Genomic DNA, 15,723 nt, shown 5'->3' with positions numbered 1-15,723 from the left:
CAGGCGTGAAATCAGATTGCGGGCTTCTGCCCGGAAAGGGAATTGACAGTTGGTTCTTATCAGCGCTGGTCGGCAATCATGTTGGCCGCCCGATGTTCTGGACGCAAACGATGCACCGCGTTCGGCAGGGGCGCGAATTTTGACAGATGATTGACCCGACTACGTAGCGAGTGATGAAAACAGTTATGATTTCCAGCCCGACGCTTCGAGTTCTCCTGTTCGCCTATTTTGCCTATGCGATGAGCGTTGCCATGCTCATGCCGTCCTGGGGCAAGCTCGATGAACCTCATCATTATGACTATGTAGATCGCCTTGCCACCGGTCGGGGCGTGCCTGACATCGCAAGCGACCTTCTGACCCCATCGTTAGCGGCGGAGATGGTGGCGGGCGAACGCTGGTCAAAGCTGGGCTGGCCTACGCCCGATTCCCCAGACCCGGCCCGCTGGGGGCTGGAGGGGGTCAGCTATGAGGGCCATCAACCGGCATTGTTTTATTCCAGCTATGCGCTGATCTCGCGGGCCTTTTCGCTGCCAACGCATACAGACCGCCTGTTTTTGCTGAGGGCTGTATCCGTTGTTGTGTCAACGCTTTCGGTCGCGCTGCTGTTCATGACAATGGACCGGCTCTTTCCCCGAAACCGCTGGTTCGTAAGTTGTTCAACGGCGATCTTTGTTCTTGCACCGGGCCGGCTTGTGGCTGTGACACAGGTCAGCAATGATGTTTTTGCGGAATTCTTTGGGATGGCCGCTGTTTATGTATCGCTGACCCTGCTGCTGCGCGGCCTCAGCCCGGGACGGGTTGCGCTTGTCCAGCTGATACTGGGCGGGGCTGCGGCATCGAAGACGACAACGGTCCTTCTGCTTTTGCCCGTAGCCTTTGCTTTTCTGCATCACCGAAGGAACCCCCGCTTTCTGCATTACCTCGCCTTCGCTTGCGTCCTCGGGGTGCTGCTGCTTATTCCCACATTTCTTCATCTCGCCGCGACTTTTGCAGGTCATGAGTCAGAGCACAGCATGGCAACGCTCTCCCTCTTTGGTCGGTTTAATGGCAGTCTGATGGACTCTGGGCTTATCGCCACCGCCGGGTTGGTTCTTTCGGGGCAGTATACGTTCTATATGTTCGACCCGGGCGCTCTCAGGGCCGTTCTTTTTGCGCCGCCCTTCTGGATTGTGTCCGCGCTGATTGTCGCCGGGATCGTGCTGTGTTTCCGACCGGGCCAGCGAGCGGCGGCGGAAGAGACTGTGCTTGCAGATTTTCGGTGCGTTCTTGTCTTTACATTTGTGCTGGCCTTTGTAGGCCTTCAGGTTCTGGCGCACACGGGCGTGTTGCCACCGGCTGACGCACGCTTTCTGCTACCTTATCTCTGGGGACCTGTGACCGCAACGCTGGTCGCATTGGTGGCCTTTTCACCCAGTCGCGCGCTGCTGTGCCTGATCACGGCGCTGATCTTGGCACTGCAGGGCCTGTTCATGGTTGATGGCTATTTCTTCGAATTTTACCATCGGTCCGACTTTGCCGTGAAGCATGGCGGGTTTCTGTCTGCTCTCCGCGAGGCCAAGCCTGCGTGGGTGCTGGCTGTTCTTTACGTCAGTCTGATGGCAGGAATTCTTCTTGCTGTGACGGCCTGTTGGCTGCTGATCGGCTCGGCGCGACGGAGCCCGGGCGGGGGGGGGCGGGCTTAAGGCGCGGCGTGTTCTGGGCGCTCGCATGATGGGCGGCGAATCAGGATGCCCACCGCCCGGTCGGGTCTACTCCAGAACGGGCTGCGGCGCTTTGACCTCGTCCTTGCGGGGCATGTTTCCGGTCAGTTGCTTGACGTCATAGGCGATCATCTCTTCCTCGTCGGTAGGGACCACAAGGGTGGCTACGCGCGCATTCGGGGCGGTGATGTTGGGGATCTGGGGGCCTGCGATTTCGTTGACGCGTTCTTCGATCCGGATGCCCAGAATCTCGAGGCCGGCACAGATACGCGATCTGATCTCGGTGCTGTTTTCGCCGATCCCGGCGGTGAACACCAGCGCGTCCAGCTTGTTCATGGCCGCCGCATAGGCCCCGATGGTCTTGCGGCAGTTGTAGATGAACACCTCCAGCGCAAGCTGGCAGCGTTCATCCCCGCCCGAGGCGCGTTCGATGATGTCGCGCATGTCGTTGCTGACGCCGGACAGGCCCAGCAGGCCGCTGTTCTTGTAGCACAGCTTTTCGACCTCGGTCAGGGACATGCCCATCTTGTTGACCAGATGGAAGATGATGGCCGGGTCGAAATCGCCGGATCGGGTGCCCATGGGGATACCGCCGAAGGTTCCGAAGCCCAGGCTGGTGTCGACGGACCGGCCGCCTTGAACCGCGTTGATCGTCACCCCGTTGCCCAGGTGGCAGACCACCATCGACAGGTCCTCGATCTTGCGGCCCAGAATGTTCGAGGCGACGCGGCTGACATAGCGGCATGAGATGCCGTGAAAGCCGTACCGGCGGATGCCGTGTTCGGCGTAAAACTCGTGGGGCAGGGCATAGACATGCGCCTGCGCCGGGATGGTCTGGTGGAACGCGGTGTCAAAGACTACGACGTTGGGCGCCTCGGGGAACATCCGCTGGGCGGCCTCGATCCCGGCGACGCAGGCCGGGTTGTGCAGTGGTGCAAGCTCGATGCATTCCCGCAGCCTGGCCATGACCTTGTCGTCCACAAGGGTCGCTTTGACGAATTCCTGGCCGCCATGCACCATGCGGTGGCCGATTGCTGCGACTTCATCGCGCGATGAGATGGCGCCGATCTCGGGGTCCAGAAGGTTGCGCATCATCAGCTCGAAGGCGCCAGCCTGGTCTTGCACGGCTTCGGTGATGCCTGTTTTCTCGCCGCGCGCTTCGTGAACACACGAGGAGTCGGCAGTTCCGATACGTTCAATGATGCCCTTGGCGAGGACTTCTGAAAGATCGTCACGGAAGAGTTTGTATTTCTGGCTGGAACTGCCGCAATTGATGGTGAGTATCATTGTGTCTTCCTCGCAAAGAATAGAACCGACGTAGTCTCCTACGCCGGTTCCTTTGGCGGACGAGACCCGATGACAGGGTGTGTGACCGGGTCTTGTCAGGTGTCAGACCGGCATGGGGACGATGGCCCAGAGACCGATGGCGGTCATGAAGTTGAACACCAGCGTCGTAGTCGCAATGGTGCAGGCCGGGGGGTCGATATGGGTGTCGCCGTGGTCCAGGAAGGCGCGGGCAAAGAACTCGCCCAGGAAGGCGCAGAGCAGACCGGCCAGGGTGGCCCAGATGATGCTGCCTGAGGCCGCGGCCACGATCGCTGCGGGCAGCGTGATGTGGTGGGTCACGGGTGTCTGCACACCAAGGGTCAGGAACATTAGGCTGGATGCGGACAGGCCAAAGGCCAGCAGCGCGCCCGGCGCACCGTAGGTGACGCCCAGCCAACCGGCGATCAGACCGCCGCCCAGACCGATGACCAGCAGCTGACCTTTGTCAGACTGGAAGACCAGCCATTTGGTGGCGTCTGTGGGCTGGAAGAACTTGCGACCGGGATCGGCTTTGCCGAACAGGCCCGTGGTGCCCCAGATGAACCGCGCGATGATGCCCGAGATCACAACGGTGATGGCAGCATAGTCTGTCCACAGCAGGCCTTGGCCGAATTCGGGCACCATGGCCACGAAGTAGATCACGACATAGCCGACGATACCGAACAAGCCACCGACCAGCAGGACATCGGGGCTGTTGAGGCCCATGCCGGCTGTTACGATGTTACGGCCGCTGTCCAGCTTGCCTTTCTTGGCGGCATACGCTGCTGCGGCGACGCCCGAGGCGAAGCCACCGACGTGGGGCCCGAAGACGCCGAACGGAATGTTGAAGAAGTCCGTTGTGGCGGGGGCGATTGCAAGTTGGATACCGACACCAAACAGAGTCAGCAATCCGACGAATGTGAATGCGGGTAGCGCCCCGATTGCCGCACCAAAGATGCCGGCACCGAAAGCGGCGAGTAGTCCTAAAGCAGTCATTTTTCCCTCTCAGAGATTCTCTAGGCAAAGTCGGAAGCTGTCCGGCTTGCCACACCTCAGTTGCGCTTGCGCTCTGCCGCATGTAGGCCCGTTCAGAAACAACGTATCTGATCCCGGAAACCGTATCTCCGGGTTGGTGCTCCACGGCCGTTATGGCATCACAATGCGTCAGCGGCTGGGGTCCGAATGGGGGAGCGCTGCCCTATTAGAGTACCGATTTCGATCGCCGAGGGTCAACGAGACGGACTTGCCAACCAAGTGGTCAAATTTGTCATGGCCTGCATGCGGGGGCGGTTGGCGGACAAATCATGCGCAGGTTTCTGATATCTCTTGTTTTTCCGAAAACGCGGTTTTCGCCGCCAAAGGTTTTTATCGTTCGGCAATTTTAGAATGAAAATAACTCAACCATAAGGCGGCGCAAAATTGTCCTGAACGGGGCGCAAGAAATTACCCCTGTGGTGATGTTTTGCGCAGGCCTCGGGGGCAGGATTTTGTCTGCGGTCGAAAATATCATTTTGCAACAATGGGTTGCGGGCACGTTCCGGTGGTCCACAAGATTCTCCCTGTCTATGTCAAATGGCTCACATTGAGAAACGGGCGGTGAAGGGGCACTCTTAGGGCACCACGAAAGAGATTGTAGCCGAGTGCCGAGTGACCCTGTTCGGGAGAGACGCCAAAGGTCGTGCTCTTTGCCTCCTGGGCTCCGTTCAGACCGATTTTCCCGACGCTTCGGCGACATCCCCGGCCTAGCCGAGAAACCGCGAGCTGCGACACGCCTCGACCGAGGGTGCCGCCCTATGAACCTGACCTGAAAATGGCGTAATCGCCTGGAGGAAAACATGATAGAAAAGGGCTTTACACAGCCGACAGACCGCGTAAAGCGGCTGAAGGATCAGATCCTGAACGCCCGGCCGCATGTCGAGTCGGAACGTGCAGTTCTGGTCACAGAGGCATATAAAGAAACCGAAGGGCTTCCGGCGATCACCCGCAGGGCGAAAGTGGCTGAGAAGATCTTTAACGAACTGCCAGTCACCATCCGCGAAGATGAACTGATCGTCGGTGCCATCACCAAGAACCCGCGGTCGACAGAAATCTGCCCGGAATTCTCGTTTGACTGGGTCGAAGCAGAATTCGAAACCATGGCACACCGCGTGGCCGACCCTTTCGAAATTCCGAAGGAAACCGCCGCCGAACTGCACGAGGCCTTCAAGTACTGGCCCGGCCGGACGACCAGTGATCTGGCGTCGTCCTATATGTCGCAGGAAGCCAAGGACTGCATGGCCAACGGCGTGTTCACCGTGGGCAACTACTTCTACGGCGGTGTGGGCCACGTCTGCGTCGACTATGGCAAAATCCTTGACAAAGGCTTCCGCGGAGTGATCTCCGAAGCCGTCATGGCGCTGGAAACCATGGACCGCATGGACCCCAGCTATGTCAAGAAAGAGCAGTTCTACAACTCGATCATCATCACCTATAACGCCGCCATCAACTTTGCCCACCGCTATGCGGCCAGGGCAGAAGAACTGGCGCGCGCCGAATCCAACCCGACCCGCAAGGCCGAGTTGGAACAGATCGCACGCAACTGTACCCGCGTCCCCGAACACGGTGCCCGGACCTTCTGGGAAGCTTGTCAGGCAATGTGGTTCGTGCAGTGCATGCTGCAGATCGAATCCAGCGGCCACTCGATCTCGCCTGGCCGGTTCGACCAATACATGGATCCGTTCCTGCAGGCCGACAAAGACATCAGCCGCGAGTTCGCACAAGAACTGATCGACTGCATCTGGATCAAACTGAACGACGTCAACAAGACACGTGACGAAGTTTCGGCACAGGCCTTCGCCGGCTATGCCGTGTTCCAGAACCTCTGCGTCGGTGGTCAGACACCGGACGGCCTGGATGCGACCAACGAAGTTTCGTACATGTGTATGGACGCTGTTGCGCACGTTCGTCTGCCCGCTCCGTCGTTCTCGATCCGCGTCTGGCAGGGCACACCTGATGAGTTCCTGCACCGCTCGGCAGAAGTCGTGCGTCTGGGCCTGGGTGTACCGGCGGTCTACAACGACGAGGTCATCATCCCGTCGCTGCAAAACCGCGGTGTATCGCTGGAAGACGCCCGTGACTACGGCATCGTCGGCTGCGTTGAACCTCAGGCGATCCACAAGACCGAAGGTTGGCACGACGCCGCGTTCTTCAACGTTGCGAAGGTTCTGGAAATCACCATGAACCAGGGCAAAGTTGGCGATAAATCCCTGGGTCCGGTCACCAAGCCTATGACACAGTGGAAATCGGTCGACGACTTCTACGAAGCCTTCCAGGCCCAGATGGCCTATTTCGTGAAGTATCTGGTCGAAGCCGACAACTGTGTCGACCTTGCCCACGCCGAACGCTGCCCGCTGCCGTTCCTGTCGGCCATGGTGGACGACTGCATGGGCCGGGGTAAATCGGTTCAGGAAGGTGGCGCGATCTACAACTTCACCGGCCCGCAGGCCTTCGGTGTCGCAGACACCGGCGACTCGGTCTACGCGATGAAGAAGTTCGTCTTTGACGAAAACGAGATCACCATGGCCGAACTGAAAGAGGCCCTGGACTCGAACTTCGGCATGGCGATCGGTGAAAACGCACCTGCCGCAGCGACCGGCGATCTGACCGAAGAACAGGTCTATGAAGCGGTCCGCAAAGTGCTGAGCAACAGCGGTTCGACAGACGTCGCCACACTGAAGAACGAAGTGTACGAGACACTGTCGAAAAACGGCGGTGGCGTCAGCGATATGTCGCGGCACGCACAAATCCAGCGCAAGCTGGACACGGCACCTTGCTTTGGCAACGACATCGACGAAGTCGACCTAGTCGCACGGAAATGCGCACAGATCTATTGCCGCGAAGTCGAGAAATACACCAACCCGCGCGGCGGCCAGTTCCAGGCCGGGATCTACCCGGTATCGGCCAACGTGCTGTTCGGTAAGGACGTCGCGGCGCTGCCCGACGGCCGCCCGGCCAAAGCGCCGCTTGCCGATGGTGTGTCTCCGCGTCAGGGCAAGGACGTGAACGGGCCGACAGCTGCCGCGAACTCGGTGGCCAAGCTTGACCACTTCATCGCCTCGAACGGTACGCTGTATAACCAGAAGTTCCTGCCCTCAGCGCTGGCTGGCGATGCCGGGCTGCAGAACTTCGCCTCGCTGGTTCGCTCGTATTTCGATCACAAAGGGATGCACGTTCAGTTCAACGTGATTGACCGCGACACCCTGATCGAAGCGCAGAAGAACCCCGAAGCGCACAAGGACCTGGTTGTCCGCGTGGCGGGTTACAGCGCCCAGTTCGTCGTTCTCGCCAAAGAAGTGCAGGACGACATCATTAGCCGGACCGAGCAGGCCTTCTGATCTGACCAACCGGTCTCGCAGGGTTACGACCCTGCGGGACTACCCCCTCGGGGCTGCTGCGGCAGCTTACAGAATTCACCCAACCGAACAGGTTTGACGATGACCCGCTATCAAAGTTTCTTCCCCAAGACCGAGATCGTCTTTGGCCCGGGCTTGCTGGAGCGCCTGCAAGATTTCCGCGGCCTGCGGGTCGGCATCGTGACGGACGCTTTCATGGCGACCTCCGGTGCGCTGGACCGGGTTCGCGGTTTCCTTGAAGGCTGCGACCTGCGGGTCTTTGACGAAGCCGTGCCCGAATCCCCGCTGGATACGGTTGCCGCCGGTGCCCGCCTGTTCACAGACTTCCATCCGGATGCCATCATCGGTCTGGGCGGCGGTTCGCCCATCGACGCGGCCAAGGCCATTCTGGCCGTCCTGCGCGAGAAAGACGCGGGCCGCAAGATCCAGTTGATCGCCATCCCCACCACCAGCGGCACAGGTTCCGAAGTCACCGCCTTTTCGGTCGTGTCCGACCCGGCGCGCGGACGCAAGTTCCCGCTGATCTCGAACGATCTAGTGCCCGATCTGGCCCTGCTGGACCCCGAATTTGTCCGCTCGGCCCCCGCCAAAGTGACCGCCGACACCGGCATGGATGTCATCACCCACGCCATCGAGGCCGTCGTCTCGACCGGCGCCACCCATTTCAGCGATGCCTGCGCCGAGAAGTCGCTTGAGCTTGCTTTTGCCTACCTTGCCCGCGCCTATGACAATGGCGAGGACATGGAAGCCCGCGATGCCATGCACCAAAGCTCGTGCCTGGCGGGTCTTGCCTTTACCAATGCGGGTCTTGGCATCAATCACGGTCTGGCGCACGCGCTGGGGGCGAAATTGCATATGGTGCACGGTCGCACCAACGCCATGCTGTTGCCCTTTGTCATCGCGTGGAACGCAGAACACCCCGCGACCGCGCGGCGCTATGCCCGCATCGCTCGCCGGATCGGCCTGGATGTGCCCAGCCCGCGTGCCGGTGTCCGCGCGCTGACCCGCGCCATCGAAGGTCTGAACGCCCATTTCGGCATCCCGGCAACGCTGGCTGCGATGGGAACAGACCTGCACGAATTCAACCGCCTGAGATCAGAGATCGCGGCGGCCGCCCTGGCTGATGCCTGCACGGCCAGCAACCCACGAAGCCCGACCCGGGATGAGCTGGAAGCACTGCTTATCCGTCTGGCCGGACATGAGTGAGGGAGGATGTTGAAACGCAGGAAACACCAAGACGAACACCCAATTTACTGACAACCGGAACATCGTGAGCAAGGAGAATACGATGCAACAGGAAGCACTTGGAATGGTCGAAACCAAAGGTCTGGTCGGCGCAATCGAAGCTGCAGACGCAATGGTCAAATCTGCCAACGTAAACATGGTCGGGTACGAAAAAATCGGCTCGGGGCTGGTCACCGTGATGGTGCGTGGTGATGTCGGCGCGGTCAAAGCCGCAACCGATGCGGGCGCAGTCGCCGCTGAGAAAGTCGGCACCGTGGCATCCGTCCACGTCATCCCACGTCCCCACACCGAAGTCGAGCGCATTCTGCCGCACCCCGCAGCAGTTGCCGCCGAATAATCCCTGATCTGACAAAGGAGGATTCGTCATGAAAGACGATCTTGTCGAACAACTGATGGGGGATGTACTGCGCAAGATGGGTGGCGAATCCGCCACCCCCGCCACCCCCGAAGCTCCCAAAGCCGCCAAGGCTGAGGCTCCTGCACCCAAGGCAGTGCCCACATGCGCGCTGACCGAGTTCGTCGGCACCGGCATCGGCAACACCATCGGTATGGTGATCGCCAATGTCGACCCGCTGCTGCACGAGCAAATGGGCATCGATAAGAAATTCCGCTCGATCGGGATCATCGGTGCACGGACCGGCGCAGGCCCGCACATCTTTGCTGCTGACGAAGCCGTCAAGGCCACCAACAGCGAAGTCGTGCTGATCGAACTGGCACGCGACACCGAAGGTGGCGCAGGCCACGGCTGCTTGATCCTGTTCGGTGCTCAGGACGTCTCGGACGCCCGCCGCGCCGTCGAGGTCACGCTGAGCGAACTGGAACGCACTTTCGGCGACGTCTACGGCTCGGCCGCAGGCCACCTGGAATTCCAGTACACCGCCCGCGCCAGCTATGCGCTGAACAAAGCGTTCGGTGCACCGATCGGTCAGGCCTTCGGTATCACCGTTGGCGCGCCTGCCGCGATCGGCGTGATGATGGCCGATACTGCCGCAAAAGCCGCGACAGTGGAATCGGTGGGCTATGCCTCGCCGGCCAAAGGCACCAGCTTCTCCAACGAGGTGATCTTCACCTTCAGCGGAGACTCGGGCGCCGTGCGTCAGTCGATCCAGGCTGCACGCGACGTCGGCAAGCAGCTCTTGGGCACTCTGGATCCGGCTCCGCTGGCATCCGTGACCAAGCCCTACATTTGATCGCCTGAACAAGGAGAACCGTCATGCCACAGCAAAGCTTGGGATTGATCGAAACCATCGGACTGGTCGCTGCGGTCGAGGCTGCGGATGCCGCCGTCAAAGCGGCGAATGTCGAGCTCGTAGGCTACGAATTTGCCAAGGGTGCGGGCATGACGACCGTCAAGTTTCTTGGCGAGGTCGGAGCGGTGAAGGCGGCGGTGGCCGCTGGTGAAATGGCCGCGAGCCGGGTCAACCGGGTCGTCGCCACCAATATCATCGCCCGCCCCGGCCTGGGACTTGATGCACTTGTAGGAAGTGTCGACACCATTGGGCGGCCCGAGGAACCGGTAGAGGCAAAACCAAAGCCTGCGCCGAAACCCGAACCGGTCAAAGCGGCCCCGGTCGCTGAAAAGCCCAAGCCCGCACCGGCAAAACCGGCTCCGGCGGCTGCAAAGCCCGCGCCGAAGCCTGCTGTGGACGCAGCCACCAAGGCAGCGCCCGCGGCCCCGAAGAAATCCGTTGAAGTGACGCCGGCCAAAAAAACCGCACCGGCCAAGGCAGCGACGAGCACGTCCCCGATCAAGAAACCCGAGCACAGCGGGAAGACATCAACGCGCCAGGGCCGCAAGCCCGAACCGACGTCATAGTGAAACGGTGGCCGCCGCGGGCGCGATCCGCGGCGGCCCTTTCCCCAGACCGGCCCGGGCCGGTTGCCGGTTTCGGCCCAGTGGCCCTGATCGGATTTTCCCGGAAACAGATACACACAGGACAGTACGATGGCAGCTACAAACACCCTGATTGACCGGATCGTCACCGAGTTGCTCGAACAGGGGCACCTCGCCGCGTTGCAAGTTGTCCCCGGCGACGGCGCGGGCACCGATCCTGCCCTGGTCCCCGTCGGCGTTTCGAACCGGCACATCCACCTGTCCCGGCAGGATATGGACACGCTCTTTGGCCCCGGATCAGTTCTGACCCGTCGGAAGGCCTCGAAACAGCCGGGCCAATATGCCGCCGAGGAAACCGTGACCCTGCGCGGCCCCAAGGGCGAGCTGGGCCGTGTCCGCGTTCTTGGCCCGCTGCGCAAGGAAACGCAGGTCGAGATTTCAAAGGCTGATGGCTTTGTGCTTGGCATCCACCCGCCGATGCGCATGTCGGGCGAGACCAAGGGTTCGCCCGGGGTCGCGATCGTCGGCCCGCATGGCGTGGTCAAGCGTAAAAACGGCCTGATCATCGCTCAGCGCCACATCCATATGCCCCCCGCCGCCGCAGCCACGCTGGGTCTGGCCAACGGGGATGAGATTGACGTGCTGGTCGATGGCGAGCGCGGCGGTGTGCTGCACCACGTCGCTATCCGCGTCGCTGAAGCTTCTGAACTTGAGATGCATATCGACGTGGAAGAGGCAAACGGGCTTGGAATCAAAAACAATGACCTCGTTCGGATTGTGAACATCTAAGAGCGGGGCAGGAGGCGGAAATGCAGAGCACGGAGTTGACATTACGGGAATTCGCCGGGCTGATCCGGTTCCGGTCCGTTGCGCCCGCCGAGCAATGGGCCGACGGTCCGCTGAAGGTCGGTGTCGACCTTGGGACCGCGAACCTTGTTCTGGCTGTCGTTGATGGACAGAACCGCCCGGTGGCGGGTGTGACCCATCGGTCCAGTGTTGTCCGCGACGGCATCGTCGTCGACTATATGGGCGCCGTTCAGGCCGTTCGGAACATGAAAGAAGAGCTTGAGGAACGCATTGGTCGCCCGCTGACACGCGCGGCGGCGGCGATCCCTCCGGGCATCCACCCCGGCAGTTGCAAGGCGATCGGCAACGTTGTCGAGGCCGCCGATTTCGAACTGGCCGAGATCGTCGATGAGCCCACAGCGGCCGCACGGTTCCTGCAGTTGAAAGACGGTGCCGTCGTCGATATGGGCGGCGGAACCACCGGCATCAGCGTATTGCGCGACGGCGAAGTGATCGAGTCATTGGACGAGGCAACCGGCGGCACGCATATGACGCTGGTTCTGGCCGGTGCCCGCCGGATCACCTTTGCCGAGGCCGAGGCAGAAAAACTCGACTCGGATCACGAGCGCGACGTGTTTGCGCTGGTGCGGCCCGTGGTCGACAAGATGGCCTCAATCGTGAATGACGCGCTGGTCGGCTATCCTCAGATTTCGACGATCCACGTGGTCGGCGGGGCCTGCGCGTTCAGCGAGTTCGCGGGCGCCTTCGCCAACCAGACCGGCAAGCAGGTGGTCAAACCTGTCGAGCCGCTGCTGGTGACTCCGCTTGGCATCGCCATGTTCCCGGCAGAGGGAGAAGCGGCATGACCATCGGGCGGGACTTTTCGCATCTGTTCGAGAAAGCCCTTCGGGACGTTCTGTCGGACCGTATTGTCGAGCGTCTGCGCGCCCGCGAACGGTCGGCTCTGGTCCTGCTGTCGGGCACCGATCTTGGACTGCGGCCCGCGGTTGCCTCGTTGGCGCGCCTGTGCGCGACCGGCTGGCGGCTGGAAATCCGGCGCTCGGTCGACGGCGGCAGCCTGATCGACCCGGCCCAACTGAAAGAACTGGCAGGCGGTAACGAACTGGCTGCGCCTTCGGACGTCGCCTTGTCGCCCAAAGACATTGATGACTGCCTGCTGCGTAACAATCTCGTCCTGGTGCCAAACCTGAGCCTGCCTCTGGCGGCTCGGGTTTCGGGCGGGCTAACCGACAGCGCCCTGCCGGGCCTGCTGGCCGGTGCACTGGAACGGGGCAAGCGGACCATCGCGGCCCGCGACGGGTGCTGCCCGCAAAGCCGCGACCGCATCGCCCGCGGATGGTCGGGAACGCCGGCCTACAGCGCCATGCTGACCCGCCATCTTGAGAAGATGAGCGCGCTTGGCGTGGAACTGGTGTGGGCCTCGCAAATAGCCGCCGCCGTATCCGGGGCACCGAAACCGGTCGCGCCTGCGCCCGTATCCGTGACTGCGCCAAGACCCACCGAACGTCATGTGTTTGGCTGGGGCGAGGCCAAGGCCGTTTCGGGTGGATCGTTGCATCTGGCATCAGACGTATTGGTCACGCCGCTTGCGGCAGAAGAATTGCGGGCCCGCAACGTGCGGCTCATTCGAGAGTGAGGAACAGGATATGCATCTGGCACGCGCAATAGGAACGGTGGTTTCCACCAGCAAGGACCCCAGCCTTTCGGGATCGAAACTGCTGATCGTGGAACGCCTGAACCAACAACAGGAACCCAGCGGCGGCACCGAGATTGCCGTCGACACCGTCGGGGCAGGGCATGGCGAGATCGTCATCGTGTCCACCGGCAGCGCAGCGCGCATGGCCGGTCAGCTTGATGGTTCCGTATCGGACGCCACGATCGTCGGCATCGTCGACACCGTGGAGACCCACTGAGAACGGGGACGAGGGACATGCAAACCGCCGAGATCATCGACCGCCTGCTGACCACCGAACTGGCCGCACGTGAGCGTCCGACCGGTGACGTCACGCTGATCGAAGCGCAGGCCCTGGCCGAGCGCGCCGCGCGGCGGGCGGACGAGATCGGGGTGCCGGTCTGCATCTCGGTTGCAAACAGCGAAGGCACCCAGATCCTGTTTCACCGGATGGAGGGCAGCCTGCCCGCCAGCGCCGGTCTGGCCACCGACAAGGCCTGGACTGCCGCCGCCTTCCGCGTGGGCACCGATACGCTGGGCCAACTGGCGCAACCCGGTGCCATGCTGCCCGGTATCGAGACCAATCTGGCCGGGCATGTGGTCATCTTTGGCGGAGGCCTGCCCTTTGGCCGCACCGCCGCGCCCTGCGGGGCCATCGGCATCAGCGGCGGCACCGTCGCACAGGACATCGACATTGCACGCCACGCCTTGCGCGGGCGTTTCGAACAGACGGGCCCGGTCCCGAAAACGGAGTAAACATCATGAAAGACCTTGATATCGCCGCCACCGTGGACCAGGTGCTTGCCGGTTACGGAAATTCCGCTCCCGAGATCCCCGAGCTTGAGGCCACAGTGGTTGCAGAGCTGCTGAACGATCAGCACCCGGGGGCTGACGAGCCTATGTCTCCGGCTTATGTGCCGGGATCCAAACGCTGCTGCTGGCAGCGGGCCAAGCCCAAGGTCGACGCCACCGATGCGATGGTTTCGGGCGTTCTGGCCAAGGCGCTCAGCGACAAGCTGGACGACGATGACCTGCCGTCCGCGGAAAGCACCGCCAGCGATTTCGAAGCGATCTCGCAAATCGGGTTCACCGCGCCGGGAGACGGTGTGTTCGAAACCATGGACGCCGCAATCGACGCCGCGCATCTGGCGCAGCGGCAATACCGTCTGTGTTCGATGGAAGCGCGCCGCAAATTCGTGGATGGCATCCGCGAGGTGGTGTTGGAACCCGCGATCCTGAACCGTCTGGCCTGCATGGCCGCCGAGGAAACCGGCATGGGCAACGCTGCCCACAAGCTGATCAAGAACCGTCTGGCCGCCGAAAAAACTCCGGGCATCGAAGACCTGACCACCGATGCGCAGAGCGGTGACGGCGGGCTGACCATCGTTGAATACTCGCCCTATGGCGTGATCGGTGCGATCACTCCGACCACGAACCCCACCGAGACGATCATCAGCAACGGGATCGGGATGCTGGCGTCTGGCAACGCCGTTGTCTTCAGCGTGCACCCGCGGGCTGCCAAGGTGTCGCTGTTGCTGATCAAGCTGCTGAACCGCAAGCTGGCCGCGCTGGGGGCGCCGGAAAACCTGATCGTCACGGTTCAGAAACCGTCGATCGAGGCGACCAAGGCCATGATGAACCACCCCGACGTTCGTATGCTGGTGGCCACCGGCGGCCCGGGCATCGTGAATATGGTCATGTCCTCCGGCAAGAAGGCCATTGGCGCTGGCGCGGGCAACCCGCCCGTCGTGGTGGACGAGACCGCCGATCTGGACAAGGCGGCGCAGGACATCGTCAACGGCGCGAGCTTTGACAACAACCTGCCCTGCATCGCCGAGAAAGAGCTGATCGTCGTGGATCAGGTCGCCGACGCGCTGGTTGCACGGATGCAGACCTGCGGCGCGCTGCTGATCTCGGACCCGACGGTTATCGCCAAGCTGGAACAACGCGTGCTGAACGACAAGGGCGGCCCGGCCACCGATTGCGTCGGCAAAAGCGCCCGGCATCTGCTGGCCGAAGTTGGCCTGACCGTTGGCGACGACATCAAGCTGATCCTGATCGAAGCGCAGAAAGACCATCCCTTCGTGCAGGAAGAATTGATGATGCCGATCCTGCCGGTCGTGCGCGCCGCCTGCGTGGACGAGGCGATCGACCTGGCCGTCGAGCTTGAACATGGCAACCGCCACACGGCGATGATGCACTCGACCAACGTGCGCAAGCTGACGCGGATGGCCAAGCTGATCCAGACCACGATCTTTGTCAAAAACGGCCCCTCATACGCGGGCATCGGTGTCGGGGGCGAAGGCTACAACACCTTCACCATCGCTGGCCCGACCGGCGAGGGCCTGACCTCGGCCAGATCCTTTGCGCGCAAACGCCGCTGCGTGATGGTCGAGGCGCTGAACGTGCGCTGAGCGAATAGAAACCCCCAGTGGGAGACCCGTCATGAACACTCGGATTATTAATGCCCCCGACAGCGGTGTGCTGGACATGCTTCAGCGCCGCGTCGCCCCCAATTCACGCAAATGGGTGCAAGAGCATCCGATCTCTGCCATCGGCATGATCCAAACCTCGGTCCCGGATCTGTTTTACTATGCCGATCTGGCGCAGAAATCGGCGGATGTGCTGCCCGTCGAACTGTACGGCACATGCCCCCAGACCACCACAACGCTTGCCATCCTGGGCGAGACCTCGGCGGTCCGCTCGGCCATGGAGGCCATCGAAGCGGTGCCGCCGACCGGTTTCTGACGCCAGCGGCCCATCAGTAAG

At 61.7% G+C, this 15,723-nt stretch carries 15 protein-coding genes; 13 read left to right on the top strand and 2 right to left on the bottom strand.

Annotated elements, in window-relative coordinates; genetic code table 11:
• Positions 1-173: 173 nt before the first annotated feature.
• Positions 174-1,682 (top strand): glycosyltransferase family 39 protein, encoded by a 1,509-nt coding sequence (locus ACR1XV_RS19570; protein ID WP_480534452.1) that lies wholly within the window; start codon positions 174-176, stop codon positions 1,680-1,682.
• Positions 1,683-1,748: 66 nt separating this feature from the next.
• Here ACR1XV_RS19570 and ACR1XV_RS19565 read toward each other — a convergent pair whose 3' ends face one another.
• A complete protein-coding gene (locus ACR1XV_RS19565; RefSeq protein ID WP_480534450.1) occupies positions 1,749-2,987 on the bottom strand; it encodes an acetate/propionate family kinase in 1,239 nt (412 codons plus the stop codon).
• A gap of 102 nt (positions 2,988-3,089) precedes the next feature.
• On the bottom strand, positions 3,090-4,001 hold the full coding sequence (locus ACR1XV_RS19560; RefSeq protein ID WP_480534448.1) for a DUF7973 family transport facilitator: 912 nt from the start codon (positions 3,999-4,001) through the stop codon (positions 3,090-3,092).
• 839 nt (positions 4,002-4,840) lie between these two features.
• Between ACR1XV_RS19560 and ACR1XV_RS19555 the strand changes: the two genes are divergently transcribed.
• From ACR1XV_RS19555 to ACR1XV_RS19500, 12 genes are all read left to right on the top strand, one after another.
• Positions 4,841-7,378: a glycyl radical protein gene (locus ACR1XV_RS19555; RefSeq protein WP_480534446.1), complete on the top strand. Its 2,538-nt coding sequence runs from the start codon at positions 4,841-4,843 to the stop codon at positions 7,376-7,378.
• Positions 7,379-7,477: 99 nt separating this feature from the next.
• Positions 7,478-8,602 (top strand): 1-propanol dehydrogenase PduQ, encoded by a 1,125-nt coding sequence (locus ACR1XV_RS19550; RefSeq protein ID WP_480534444.1) that lies wholly within the window; start codon positions 7,478-7,480, stop codon positions 8,600-8,602.
• Positions 8,603-8,684: 82 nt separating this feature from the next.
• Entirely contained in the window at positions 8,685-8,978 is a 294-nt protein-coding gene (gene pduA / locus ACR1XV_RS19545; protein WP_480534442.1) for a propanediol utilization microcompartment protein PduA, read from the top strand.
• Between the two features lie 28 nt (positions 8,979-9,006).
• Positions 9,007-9,831 (top strand): propanediol utilization microcompartment protein PduB, encoded by an 825-nt coding sequence (gene pduB, locus ACR1XV_RS19540; protein ID WP_480534440.1) that lies wholly within the window; start codon positions 9,007-9,009, stop codon positions 9,829-9,831.
• A gap of 23 nt (positions 9,832-9,854) precedes the next feature.
• The gene (locus ACR1XV_RS19535; RefSeq protein WP_480534438.1) at positions 9,855-10,457 is read left to right on the top strand and encodes a BMC domain-containing protein; all 603 of its coding nucleotides are present in this window, start codon (positions 9,855-9,857) and stop codon (positions 10,455-10,457) included.
• A 129-nt stretch (positions 10,458-10,586) separates the two neighbouring features.
• Entirely contained in the window at positions 10,587-11,264 is a 678-nt protein-coding gene (locus ACR1XV_RS19530) for a phosphate propanoyltransferase (protein WP_480534436.1), read from the top strand.
• A 20-nt stretch (positions 11,265-11,284) separates the two neighbouring features.
• Complete coding sequence (gene eutJ, locus ACR1XV_RS19525) at positions 11,285-12,127, top strand: ethanolamine utilization protein EutJ (RefSeq protein ID WP_480534434.1); 843 nt, start codon at positions 11,285-11,287, stop codon at positions 12,125-12,127.
• Positions 12,124-12,918 (top strand): hypothetical protein, encoded by a 795-nt coding sequence (locus ACR1XV_RS19520; protein WP_480534432.1) that lies wholly within the window; start codon positions 12,124-12,126, stop codon positions 12,916-12,918. The genes eutJ and ACR1XV_RS19520 overlap by 4 nt, the downstream gene beginning before the upstream one ends.
• 10 nt (positions 12,919-12,928) lie before the next feature.
• On the top strand, positions 12,929-13,195 hold the full coding sequence (locus ACR1XV_RS19515) for a EutN/CcmL family microcompartment protein (RefSeq protein WP_480534430.1): 267 nt from the start codon (positions 12,929-12,931) through the stop codon (positions 13,193-13,195).
• Positions 13,196-13,212: 17 nt separating this feature from the next.
• Entirely contained in the window at positions 13,213-13,710 is a 498-nt protein-coding gene (locus ACR1XV_RS19510) for a GlcG/HbpS family heme-binding protein (RefSeq protein WP_480534428.1), read from the top strand.
• A gap of 5 nt (positions 13,711-13,715) precedes the next feature.
• On the top strand, positions 13,716-15,368 hold the full coding sequence (locus ACR1XV_RS19505; protein WP_480534426.1) for an aldehyde dehydrogenase family protein: 1,653 nt from the start codon (positions 13,716-13,718) through the stop codon (positions 15,366-15,368).
• Positions 15,369-15,399: 31 nt separating this feature from the next.
• Positions 15,400-15,702, top strand: coding sequence for a BMC domain-containing protein (locus ACR1XV_RS19500; RefSeq protein ID WP_480534424.1), 303 nt, complete (start codon positions 15,400-15,402; stop codon positions 15,700-15,702).
• The last annotated feature ends 21 nt before the right edge of the window (positions 15,703-15,723 follow it).

It is taken from the genome of Ruegeria sp. AD2(2025) (genome assembly GCF_056542385.1).
This window is presented reverse-complemented; position numbering and strand designations above follow the sequence as displayed.

What these genes read in the sequence shown, in the direction of transcription:
- ACR1XV_RS19500 (WP_480534424.1), top strand. Translation starts at nt 15,400, where the DNA reads ATGAACACTCGGATTATTAATGCCCCCGACAGCGGTGTGCTGGACATG.
- ACR1XV_RS19550 (WP_480534444.1), top strand. Translation starts at nt 7,478, where the DNA reads ATGACCCGCTATCAAAGTTTCTTCCCCAAGACCGAGATCGTCTTTGGC.
- ACR1XV_RS19535 (WP_480534438.1), top strand. Translation starts at nt 9,855, where the DNA reads ATGCCACAGCAAAGCTTGGGATTGATCGAAACCATCGGACTGGTCGCT.
- ACR1XV_RS19530 (WP_480534436.1), top strand. Translation starts at nt 10,587, where the DNA reads ATGGCAGCTACAAACACCCTGATTGACCGGATCGTCACCGAGTTGCTC.
- ACR1XV_RS19515 (WP_480534430.1), top strand. Translation starts at nt 12,929, where the DNA reads ATGCATCTGGCACGCGCAATAGGAACGGTGGTTTCCACCAGCAAGGAC.
- ACR1XV_RS19560 (WP_480534448.1), bottom strand. Translation starts at nt 4,001, where the DNA reads ATGACTGCTTTAGGACTACTCGCCGCTTTCGGTGCCGGCATCTTTGGT.
- ACR1XV_RS19570 (WP_480534452.1), top strand. Translation starts at nt 174, where the DNA reads ATGAAAACAGTTATGATTTCCAGCCCGACGCTTCGAGTTCTCCTGTTC.
- ACR1XV_RS19510 (WP_480534428.1), top strand. Translation starts at nt 13,213, where the DNA reads ATGCAAACCGCCGAGATCATCGACCGCCTGCTGACCACCGAACTGGCC.
- ACR1XV_RS19555 (WP_480534446.1), top strand. Translation starts at nt 4,841, where the DNA reads ATGATAGAAAAGGGCTTTACACAGCCGACAGACCGCGTAAAGCGGCTG.
- ACR1XV_RS19505 (WP_480534426.1), top strand. Translation starts at nt 13,716, where the DNA reads ATGAAAGACCTTGATATCGCCGCCACCGTGGACCAGGTGCTTGCCGGT.
- ACR1XV_RS19520 (WP_480534432.1), top strand. Translation starts at nt 12,124, where the DNA reads ATGACCATCGGGCGGGACTTTTCGCATCTGTTCGAGAAAGCCCTTCGG.
- pduB (WP_480534440.1), top strand. Translation starts at nt 9,007, where the DNA reads ATGAAAGACGATCTTGTCGAACAACTGATGGGGGATGTACTGCGCAAG.
- pduA (WP_480534442.1), top strand. Translation starts at nt 8,685, where the DNA reads ATGCAACAGGAAGCACTTGGAATGGTCGAAACCAAAGGTCTGGTCGGC.
- eutJ (WP_480534434.1), top strand. Translation starts at nt 11,285, where the DNA reads ATGCAGAGCACGGAGTTGACATTACGGGAATTCGCCGGGCTGATCCGG.
- ACR1XV_RS19565 (WP_480534450.1), bottom strand. Translation starts at nt 2,987, where the DNA reads ATGATACTCACCATCAATTGCGGCAGTTCCAGCCAGAAATACAAACTC.